The organism is Methylobacterium sp. J-067 (assembly GCF_022829465.1).
Taxonomy (GTDB): Bacteria; Pseudomonadota; Alphaproteobacteria; order Rhizobiales; family Beijerinckiaceae; genus Methylobacterium; species Methylobacterium litchii.
In genome coordinates this window covers 33,983-44,808 of sequence record NZ_JAKSXZ010000067.1, presented here as the reverse complement: position 1 = coordinate 44,808, position 10,826 = coordinate 33,983, and the positions used below count along the sequence as shown (strand labels likewise).

The 10,826-nt window shown below is 63.8% G+C and carries 7 protein-coding genes and 1 pseudogene; 2 read left to right on the top strand and 6 right to left on the bottom strand.

The features are described from left to right. Window positions 1–985: pseudogene (locus MKK52_RS07320) on the bottom strand (IS3 family transposase); the annotation flags it as partial. Window positions 986–1,083: 98 nt separating this feature from the next. On the opposite strand from MKK52_RS07320, the gene MKK52_RS07315 reads away from it, so the two are divergent. Both MKK52_RS07315 and MKK52_RS07310 read left to right on the top strand, forming a co-directional pair. Continuing rightward, window positions 1,084–1,998: a dipeptidase gene (locus MKK52_RS07315; RefSeq protein ID WP_243953162.1), complete on the top strand. Its 915-nt coding sequence runs from the start codon at window positions 1,084–1,086 to the stop codon at window positions 1,996–1,998. A gap of 651 nt (window positions 1,999–2,649) precedes the next feature. Continuing rightward, window positions 2,650–3,039: a hypothetical protein gene (locus MKK52_RS07310; RefSeq protein WP_243953161.1), complete on the top strand. Its 390-nt coding sequence runs from the start codon at window positions 2,650–2,652 to the stop codon at window positions 3,037–3,039. Between the two features lie 635 nt (window positions 3,040–3,674). Here MKK52_RS07310 and MKK52_RS07305 read toward each other — a convergent pair. The 5 genes from MKK52_RS07305 to MKK52_RS07285 are packed head-to-tail and all read right to left on the bottom strand — an operon-like array spanning window position 3,675 to window position 10,117. Continuing rightward, window positions 3,675–5,297 carry an AMP-binding protein gene (locus MKK52_RS07305; RefSeq protein ID WP_243953160.1) on the bottom strand — a complete coding sequence of 541 codons (1,623 nt, stop codon included), beginning with the start codon at window positions 5,295–5,297 and terminating at the stop codon, window positions 3,675–3,677. A gap of 30 nt (window positions 5,298–5,327) precedes the next feature. Next, window positions 5,328–6,704 (bottom strand): hypothetical protein, encoded by a 1,377-nt coding sequence (locus MKK52_RS07300; RefSeq protein WP_243953159.1) that lies wholly within the window; start codon window positions 6,702–6,704, stop codon window positions 5,328–5,330. 11 nt (window positions 6,705–6,715) lie between these two features. After that, a complete protein-coding gene (locus tag MKK52_RS07295) occupies window positions 6,716–7,459 on the bottom strand; it encodes a Coq4 family protein (RefSeq protein WP_243953158.1) in 744 nt (247 codons plus the stop codon). A gap of 30 nt (window positions 7,460–7,489) precedes the next feature. Then, window positions 7,490–9,052, bottom strand: coding sequence for an oligosaccharide flippase family protein (locus MKK52_RS07290; protein WP_243953157.1), 1,563 nt, complete (start codon window positions 9,050–9,052; stop codon window positions 7,490–7,492). 3 nt (window positions 9,053–9,055) lie between these two features. Further along, entirely contained in the window at window positions 9,056–10,117 is a 1,062-nt protein-coding gene (locus MKK52_RS07285; protein WP_243953156.1) for a non-ribosomal peptide synthetase, read from the bottom strand. Window positions 10,118–10,826: the final 709 nt, after the last annotated feature.

Here is a 10,826-nt window from a genome sequence, read left to right as displayed (position 1 = left end):
CGGGCATCGGTCAGCGACAGGAACCACGAGGCGTTCAGACATTCCGCCCGGAGGCGGCCGTTGAACGACTCGATATACGCGTTGTCGGTCGGCTTGCCCGGGCGGGAGAAGTCGATCTCGACCCCGTTCAGGTAGGCCCACTGGTCGAGCATGCGACCGGCGAACTCCGGCCCATTATCGACCCGCAAGCTCTTGGGCCGTCCCCTCAGCTTGACCAAGGCGTCGAGTGCCTCGGTCACTTGGTAGGCGCGGAAGTTGGCTCTCGGCGTGAGTGAGAGCGCCTCTCGCGTGTGGCAATCGACGACGGTCAGGATCCGGAATGGACGCCCATCGAAGATGCGGTCGGACATGAAGTCCATCGCCCAGACCTCGTTGGGTCCACCGATCGCAGGCCGTCCCTGGCGATATCGCCAAGCCGGCTTGCGCTTTGGTAGCTTGACCCGGATCGACAGCCCTTCGTCTCGGTAGATCCGGTAGGTGCGCTTGTGGTTCACCTTCCAGCCCTCCCGTCGCAGCAGGATGTGTAGCCGGCGATAGCCGTAACGGACCCGCGCGGCGGCCAGCTCCTTCAGCCGCATGCGCAGCGCCACCTGCGGATCCGACCGCTTCCTGTAACGCTGGGACGAACGGCCGAAGCCGGTGGCCTGACAGGCCCGACGCTCGCTGATGTCGTAGGCCACCTGCAAGTGACCGGCGACTTCACGGCGAACGACGGGCCTCACCACTTTCGTTTGAGCACGTCCTGCAGCATCGAGCGGTCCAGCGTCAGGTCAGCAACCAGCCGCTTGAGCTTGCTGTTCTCGTCCTCCAGCTGCTTCAGCCGACGGATCTCCGGCACGCCCATCCCGACGAACTGCTTCTTCCAGCGGTAGAACGTCGGCTCGGACACGCCCATCTTCCGGCAGACTTCGTCCACCGTCGCGCCGTTCTCCGCCTGCCGTAGGGCAAAGGCGATCTGCTCGTTCGTGAAGCGTTTGCGAGGCATGGCATCCACCCTCCTTCAGGTTTCAGGATGCCCGAAAAACTTGCGCTCGGCCTGGACCAGTTTGCTGGGTCAGGGTCAATGCCGGCCGCATCCTTCGAGTGCGCCAGGATGAGGGCCATTCACCCTTCACGCCGCTGGCCGAACCGATGCGTCGCGGCGGGCTCGCCACGGCATGTATCGCCATCGTGTCCGACAGCCCGACGCACCGGATCACATGGGAGGGGCGGATCAAGGCGTTTCGCGATCCCGAGCCCGGGGAACTCGCGGCCTATGCCGAGCGCGGTTTCATCCGGTTGCACGCGCTTGTGCGCGAGCAGGGGCTCAGGATCGTCCGCACCGCGGCCGACCTCGACGCTGCGCGCTCCGAGGCCCCGATGGTGCTGGTTGCAGCAGAGGGAGCCGATTTTCTCGAAGGCGACCTCGGCGGCCTGGAGGTGGCCTACCGAAGAGCCGTCCTGCGCCATCTGCAACTGACCCACTACCGGGTGAACGCCCTCGGCGACATACAGACCGAGCCGCCGGTACACGGGGGCCTGAGCGCCTTCGGGGCTGAGGTGATCCGGCGTTGCGAGGCGCTTGGCGTCATCGTGGACGTGGCGCACGGCACCGAGGCTCTCGTGCGTCAGGCGGCCGAGGTGGCGCGCAAGCCGCTCGTCCTGTCGCATACGTCGCTCACAACCATGCCCACGCCTCGCACCCGCCGTATCACACCGGAGCATGCCCGGATCGTCGCGGGGACAGGAGGCGTTATCGGCATCTGGCCACCGGCGAGCCTGTTTCCTGATCTCGACGCACTGGCGGAGGGCATCACCCGCATGGCGGATGTGGTCGGTCCAGCCCATGTCGGGATCGGCTCGGACATGATGGGACTGGTCGGCCCGAGCGCGCTACCAGACTACACGAGCCTGCCGGATCTGGCAGCCATCCTCCTCACACGTTTCTCGCTCGACGAGACAGCCGGCATTCTAGGGGGCAACTACCTGCGCGTAGCGAAAGCCTGCCTCGCGGCTTGAAGAGCGGCTGTACTGCTGCTTTCGGGAAGGGCTGGGAGGAGCAGAAGCGACCGGGTTGGGTCGGGGTCGGAAGGACCGCTCAGGGTGGTTTTCTGCCTATCTGCTTTCGGGCGATTGAATGAAAAAAGACACCGCCGTTGCGCCGTTCACGGCAGGGGACGACCGCCCGCAACATCTGGGAGAGGGGACATCACCCGAATAAGGCGGAGATGCGCCCTCTCGCGTAGCTCCGTCGCCCTTTAACGATGGTGCTTGATCCCACAGGAACGCCCGCCACCTGCTCATTTCCGAGGAGCTAGGACACAGGTTCCATAGCTCCATTCGGCATCTTTTCGGTTTTCCTTAAAGCTGAGCACCTTAAAGCCAGAACTGAACTGCGGATACTTACTGGTATCTGCATGAATATCTCCGTCTCTGAGGCGCTTCCAGCACTCCACATTTGCTTGCGCGGCTGCATATGCTGGGACCGAAAGCATCACAGTGCAGATAATAACGGTCATATACACTTTATTTGTCATATGATTATCCTTGATATTGCCGAGGGCGATCAAATCATAGCGATATGGGCATTGTTTCTGCGAAGACCAGGAAGACTTGGGTGCTCGTATGCATTACATCATCCGAGATGGAGATTAGCAACCGGGTGCCTCAATGCGCATGCTCCTCGTGGCCGCAACAATAGGTATGACCATTTCAGCCGCGGCTCACGCCGAAACCTGGCAGCCGGTCAGCAAGACAGCGATGTCGATCACCGGGAAGGTGATTTTCACGAAACACAAGATCACCTTCCAGAATGGCCAATCCCTCCCGATTGAGGCAGCATCCGAGGACGGGATCGATGGGCAGTTGTTTAAGGTGCTAAAGCCGGCTGACCCGGTGCTCCTACAAGGTAACATGCTGTGTGGGCGATCGACGGTGAAATACTTGCTGATCGTCGGACAGGAAGGAACAGGCAGAGATCTGAGCGTCTATGATGGGAAGGGGAAGCCCACGCAGGAGACGTCATCCTGCGCCTCATATTCCTATCAGGTCGGCCGATAGCAGTTGCAGGTAATTTTATTTGCAGCGGTTGGCGTCCATTACTTCGACCGTGGCTATCGTAAGCGCAGCGACAATTGAGCCGGACGATTTGCCCTGCTCCTGCAAAGCTCGCAATGTGGCGGTGATGGCGGCCAAACATTCGCGGGGATCGTTGGCTTCGACGAACGGCGCAGCCGCGTCGCGTGACGCATGTCGTGATATCGGCCGCCTCGTTCGTTCGTTGAGCGTTGGAGGCACCAGGTTGGTCTGCTTTCGAGGCGATGGCCCCGGAGATGCAAGATCCGATGAGGGTCGGGATCAGAAGGGCTGCTCGGGGTGAATATCGACTGGTCCGCTTCTGAGCAGAAAGACATAGAAGCGGACATTATCACCGAGCCCGCACCCGACCCGTGGCGGCCGGGCCGGTTGAGCAGCGCTTGTCGCAGGCGGTCCCACACCATTAGGTCGCGGCTTATTTCCTGGGCGGCAACTCCCAGAACGTGCTCGAGCGCAGCACGGTCGGACGTTCGAGACCGATCGCCCTCCGGCTTGGTCCGTTCAGGCGAAAGCAGCGGTGCCATCGCGGTCCCGAGGCGATCGAGAAGGAGCGGTCTCGCCAGCGCCTCTCATCCCGCCAACCGCATTTATGGGAGGCTTCAATTGTGCGGGAACTCTTCGGACAAGCGCGTGAGGCGCATCAGATCGACCTTAAAGTTGGCCAGCCGTGGGATCTCGCTCACGTAGAAGATCTGGGTGGGAACCATGTGATCTGCCGTCAAAGCTGCGATCTCGGCCCTGATGAACGCCTGCGAAGGGCGGTGGGCACCAGTGGCCTTGACGTAGACGGCGATGGTGTCGGCTTCGCCGTCCGCCGCCGTGGCGACGGCGACGGCCTCGTCGATGCCTTGAATGGCTTGCATCGCCAGCTCGATGTCGCCGAGATCTGCCCAGAGACCTCGGATCTTGACCCGTCTGTCGACCCGTCCAGCGTATTCGAAGAGCCCATCCGGCCGCAGCCGGACCAGATCGCCCATCGAATAGATGCGTGAGGCTGCATCCTCTGGGTCTTCAATGAAAGGTCCGCCGGCGATTCGGCCGTTCTGCCAAGCGCCGAGGGCCATGGCACCCCGGACGACGAGCTGCCCGACATTCTCCTCGCTCCCCTGTTCGAACGGCAGGAGCGTGACCCTGCGGCCGGGCAGGAGATAGCCGACGGGAACCGTCTCGCCTTCGATCTTGTCGTCTTCGACGAACCAGCTGAACACCGCCCCCGCCTCGACCGACCCCATCGTCACGCTGATATGACAGGTCGGTGGCAGCTTGGCGCGGAACAGGGCGATGTCGCTCGCCAGGATCCGTTCCCCGTGCAGGTCGAGCACGCGGAGGGAGCGGAAGGCCTGCTCGATGCCGTCGATCGCCAGGATCATCCGCAGGGCGGAGGGGACGAAGCTGAGGATCGTCACCTGCTCGCGCGCGATGATACCGACAAGCTGAGATATGCCGCTGCCGCGAACATCGAGGAGCCGGATCTTCGCGCCGGTTCCCAGCGCCGCGAAAGCATCCCGCGATCCACCGGTGCTCAGGGAGGCCAGACCGAGGATCACGTCGTGCTGGTTGATGTGGAACATGTCGACGAAGTGTTGCAGAGCCTGACCGCCGTACCGGCCTCCGCTCACGATGCCCTTCGGTCGACCAGTACTGCCGGAGGTGAAGCTCACGAACAGCGGGGCATCAGGATCGTGCCTGTGCGGTGGTCTCGCCGTGTCGGCGGGCGCCGTCAGATCGACGGGGATCACCGGGAGGCCGGACGACGTGTAGAGGTCGTCGAGACTCTCCGATCGCGGGGTCAGGATCAGGGCCGCGCCGGATTGATCGAAGATCGCCTTTTGCCGCTCGATCGGATGGCCAGAATCGATGGGCACCACGATGCGCCCGGACATCGCCGCCGCCATGATGATCACGGTCGATTCGCAGGTATGGCCGCAGACGGAGGTGATCACGTCTCCGGGGCTGGTCCGGTCCAGAATTCGTTCGCACAGGGCGAACACGTTGCGCAGGAAGACGCTGTAGGTGAGGGAGCGCGCCCCGTCGTCGACGGCGACCTTGTCCGGATGGCGGGCTGCGATCGTTTCGATCACGGCGATACCGCCGGTCTCCCGAAAGGCGGCAGCCAGTGCGGCGTCGTAGGGCCAGTCCTGAGGGCCTGCGCGGTCGAGGGGCACCGCTCCGCCCTGCAACCAGGAAAGGGCGTCCGCCGAACGGGGATCATGGACTGGCATGGGCGATTGCGTCCTGGGCTTCATCGAGGCCTACGCCGTGCCTGACGGCATCGGATCGGGGATCGCCGGACCATGGGACGGCCCGATCCCGCCGTGGGCACCGGCCGCAGGCTCCCGGCGGGTCCAGGCCGGACGGCCGCGCGCCGCTGCCGTTTCACCGGCCGCCACCGGATCGGCGCAGTGGAGGTACCGGGTGGTGGACCGGACGCCGAGACCGCGCAGCAGATCGTCGAACATCGCGACGCGGGCGGTCTCGGCCTGCCAATTCGTCAGACTGAGCGAGAGGCCGTTCTGATCCAGATGGGCCGAGACGTGGGTCCCGGAGGAAGAAGCGAAGCAGGCCACGTCCTGCACGCTGCCTTCCCGCCCGAAGGAGACCGGCCGCGGCTTCCACGACACCGTGAGCGTCGGGTCGCAAGATTGGCGGGACTTCAGTCGCGCCATCAGGCGATGCCTCACGGGGCTCTGCCCGATCATCTTGTTCAGGTTGCCATCCCAATCCTCATCCACCAGCCGCCTCGCCCGGGTCGCAATGGACCTCGCGGTCGAGGTGGGCTCGTCCCCCGCGCCCACATGGACCGGCAGCATGACCGATCCCGCGCCGAAACCGAAGCCGTTAAAGGCTGCAAGGCGGCTTCGCATCACCTGCAGATTCAGGAGGACGGGATGAGCGAAGGGTGCGCGAGCCGCGCGGGCGACCGCCAAGCTGGCGGACGCGGCCAGCAGGCTGCCGAAGCCGCCGAGCTCCGACTGGACCCTGCTCAGAAGCGGCATCACCTCCGCCAGGGGAACTGTGGTCCAGACGACCCCCGGCTCGGAATCGTGAGTGGCGATCGAAGCGAAGCTCCGGCCTTGCAGAGCGAGAAACCCCGGCAACCATGATCGGAAGCTGCGCGGCGAGGTCGCGGGGCGCGGATCGAGCTTGGGAGGGTGGTAGTCCGTGGCTTCCACCTCGGCCACTACGGTGCCGAGGAAATGAAGCATCGAGTAGCCGTCGGCGATGGCGTGGGCGAACACCGCCCGCAACCAGACGTCCCGACCGGCCTGTTTCAGGTCGTAGGACCAGGGCCTTCCCTGGGGGCCGACCCTGAACGCCAGCGAGAAGGCCGGGTCGTGATGGGGCCCCAACGGAGCGGTGGCATCGCACACCGAGCGGGGCTTGCCGTGCCGCCAGACCAAGCGCTGCCGCAGCAGGGGGAAGCGCAGGGCCGCCCGGTGGAGAGCATCCTCGACCTCGGCGACATTGCGTCCTTCGAGGCGGGCCATGATCCCGCACGGGATGCCCGCGCCCACGGCATCGAGGGCTGCATGCATCGCCGCCAGGGGCCCCAGTGCTTCAAGCAGGCCAATGTCGCCTGTCTGGGCCGGTTCGCCTGGGGCCCAAGGGAAGAGAGGCGGCTTGGCCATGGCGATGACCCTCAGCCCCTCGGGAGATTGGCTTCAGGCTGCGGCGCCGGCCGATAATCGCCCGCGAACTCGGCGAAGGTGTAATGCCGGGGCGCCGTGAGGTTCAGCCGCGCCCGGTGGGCAGAGAGCGGTTGATCAAGGCCGGTCTCCCATGGAAGCAGATCGAGGAGTTCTGCCGCCTTGCCCCTTCGGTAAGCCTCGCGGATGGCCGGCAGGGCGGCGGCCTCGCCGTTTCGGTGTGGGTGGAGAAGGCCGAGCAGGACGAGCGCCAACATCCCCCGATGGCCGGTCTGGGCATAGCGGAATGCGAGGAGGCAGATTTCCCCGAGGTGGTCAGGACCGTAACCCGTCAGGACGTGCCTCAGGTCGTGGCAGCAGTCCCAGCGTTCTCGGAACCACGCCCTGTCCCCGGTCTCCACCGGGCGGCCGAGCTTCGCGATGAGATTGAGATACACACCCTCGTTGAAGGAATGCTTCTCCATGAACTCCAAATAGCAGCGTCCCAGGGCGTCCTTCGGCTGGGCCGCCAGCACATCCCGGTCCGCCAGCAGGCGCGCGCTGGGCGGCTGCGTGCGCAGAAGGTTGCGCCCTTCGGAGGTCGCCGCGAAAGCCCTGTAGATCGCAGCGAAGGTGCGGCCCTCTGTGGCTAGGAGAAACCGCACGCCGTTCAACAGCCTGCGCTTCGGGCTTACCATCAGCATGATGAGATACTTGACCGATCTCACCGCATTCCGATGCCAAGCGACTTCGGTCATGGCCTCCGAACTCATTTCGACCAATTGCCCTTAGACCTGCACCCGCCCATCGCGATCACGTATTCGCTTAAGGAAACCAATTTTTTCTGTCAAGACTTCCATGAATACTAGGAGGTCCTTAGCGATCTCATTATTAACAACGCCGATAAAGTAGATCCGAAAGAATGCGAAGGCGCTGGTGATTGTCACTATCACGACCGAATAGATCAGTATCCCGAGGGCACAGACTCCGCCGGCAATGGCCCAGTACGAGGCTGTGAGAAGCACGAGGTTTTCTTTCACCAGCATGATGCTGCCGAGCATGACCATCGTCGAGATTGATGCCGGCAACGCCATCCAAAGCAAGATCTTCGGGTCGAAGCCGATCGTGCGGCGCATCCATCTCCAAGTCACGGGAATGAGCATGTACAGTCGTAGGGAGCCAGCCGCGGCAATTCCAACAATTCCCAGCCTGGAGCCCAAAAATCCGAGGATAATGGTGGCGGAAAATTCGAACAGAGAGAGTTTCAGCAGCAGATCATTGCGGTCCGCGCCGAACAAGGCTGTGGAGACGATGGCCTGAAAATACAGTGCCGGCGCGATCCAGCACATGAAGGGCAAGATCCCCGCGAGGTCGTTCCATTTCGCGCCGAGCATGACGGGTAGGACGATATCCGCCAGCGCGAACAGACCGGCGAAGGCTGGGAACAGGAGGGATGAACAGAGGAATGCGGCAATCATCAATTCCGCGCGGAAGCGCTGCGGTTGACTGCGTAGGCGTGGGAGGACTGCGTAGGCGATCGCGAGGATCGGGCCGATGGTGATCTGGATCAGGAGTAGGATGATCTGGCCGCCGATCCGTAGAGACGCCAGCGCCGCCGGGCCGAGGCTGAGGCCGGCGATGAAATCGAAGCCGCGGTTGTTGAGAAAGCCGATCACGCCACTCATCCAAAGCCGCAGGGATCGCGGCCCAATCGCCTGCCATTCGGTCCGGATCAGACGGGGGCGGGGGCGATACGGGGTCATCGCCCAGGAGAGGAGAGCGACCGTGCAGGCCTGGACGATGGCGGCGAGGATGAGGGGATCGCCGGGGCTGCCGCCGGCAATCGCGCCGAAGCCGGCACCCGAGGCGAGGACGGTGGCGACGATGGTCCGGAGCGCGATAGGACGAAAGCGCTTCCGACGCTGAAGCAGCGCATCCGGCACCTGACCCAAGCCGTTCGCCAGCGGACCGACCGCGAGCAGCCGGAGCAGGGGCTCGATCCTCGGCTCGCCCATCACGGCGGCCATCGGTCCCGCAAGGGCGAGCATGGCCGCGGCGATGACCGCCCCGTTGCACATGGCGAGGGCGAAGGCCGTATCGACGGTGGGACGGCGCAACCGCTTCTCTTGCAGCAGGCTGCGCTGGACCCCGAGATCGGTGAGCGTCTGGATCAGTTCCGTGACCAGCAGCGCGAGGAGGGCTACCCCGAGCTCGGACGGCCCAGCAGCCCACCCCGCGGCGATGAGCAAGAGGAACCGAAGCGTCCGGTCCACATAGGCGGCTGCGATCATGGCCAGAGTGGCCGTTATCGGCCGCATCCGGGGGCGGCGCAGGAATTTCGGCCCCGCCATGGCCTAGGCTTCGCCGACACGGTCGCGGTGCCGCGCGGCCTTGAGGAACAGCGACCTCAAGGCTGCGGAATGCTCCGGGGCGAAGATGGTGAAGTGATCGGCCTCGATGCGCTCCACCGTGAGATCGGGACAGAGGGCGCGCCACCGGTGGAGGGAAGACTGGGAGTCGAAATCCGTTCCGGCAATGATCGTGGTGGGCACGGCACAGGTTCCGCCGCTCCAGCGCTGAATCGCCCGACCGCGCGTGACCGCACAATATTCGCGTGTCCTCTGAACGACCCAGGCCGGATCGCGCGTGGCGCGGGACGCCACGATGAAGTCCCGCGCGGTGCGAAAGGCGCCGACGAACAGCAGGCCAAGGACCCAGAGGGTCGCACACCGCTCGAGGAAGAGCGTGGCCCGGGCCGGATCCGCCCCGCCGGATGTGGCTCCGCGCCGACCGACGGCGTGAAGGGCACGCCTGACCGTCCGCTTGAACAAGGCGAGCTTCGATGGGGACAGCAGGGGATCGATCAGGACAAGGGATTGAACCTCATGGCCCTGTTCGCCGAGATGCCGCGCGATCTCGTGGGCCACGACCGCCCCGTAGCTGACGCCCGCCAGGACGAGATTGCCGCGAATCCCACTTTCCAGGATCCGTTGCGCCAAATGTTTGGCAACGGCACCGATCTCGGTCTGCAATTCGCAGGGCGCCTCGATACCGGGGAGCGGTTCGGAATGAAACGGCTCGGTATCGGCAATGGCATCGAGGAATGACAGAAAATGGAGCTCTTCGCCGAACAAGCCGGATAAGATGATGCGCGTATCGCCTCCCGTTGCACCGGACGCCGATTTCCCGGCATCGCGTGATAAGCCTTGAATAATTTCTGATATTTTGTTCGCTGCGCCGATTTTGCTTAAGTTTACGCTGATATTCAGGGCCATTTCGACCTTGAAGAAGATCTCCATTGCCTTAAGGGAGCTGACGCCCGCCTCAAGCAGAGTGACATCATCCGAGAATGGTTGGCCCGACATGCATTCGGACCAAATTTTTCGGAAAGCTATATCGACTTCGTTTCCGATCATGGCGCCGATCTATCCAACAGAATTCGAATGGTCCAGATACCACCTGAGAATTGGGTTTACGGCGTTTGCTCGACCGAGGAGCGTCCGTGATGCGTCTCGTTTCGATCGGGACGACCAGCTGGAACGAATTTTGGCGAAGCGACCTCGCCTGTCGGGCAGCGGTAGTGGACCTTGGGGGAGGAGTTGTCCTTCCTCGTACCGCTGCACCCCGCGGCCTGCCGATCGGCACGTGCTAGCCCGCGACACCCGTCTCGTTCGTTAAAGTGTAGCCGCGTTGGGCCGATGCATTGCTCGCCGGTCCGAGGAACACGGGCGACCGCGTGATCTATGTCTACCGCGGTCGGGTACCGAGTAGCCGCGTCGCCGCGACGGAGTTGACCGTCCTGCCCCTCGTCTGGCGAGGCGCATCAGTCCTGCAACGGAACGGCGTCGGCTTGCAGGATACCCCGCGGTGAAGCGGATCATATCCGCCGGATGCAATGCCACGCCGGAAGACGCGTTGGCCGCGCTCCGCCAAGAGGTTCGGGGGCGGGTAGGGTGACCGCTTTCGGGATGCTCATGTCCGCGCGGACGCGACCGGGTTGGGTCGGAAGCGGGAGGGCCGTTTCCCTACGAACGACCCAGATGCGATCACGATGAGCTGCAGGCACGACGCCATCTTTTCAGTCGGTGGAGTGCTTCGGCCTCAGCATCGACCAAGGTCGACTCT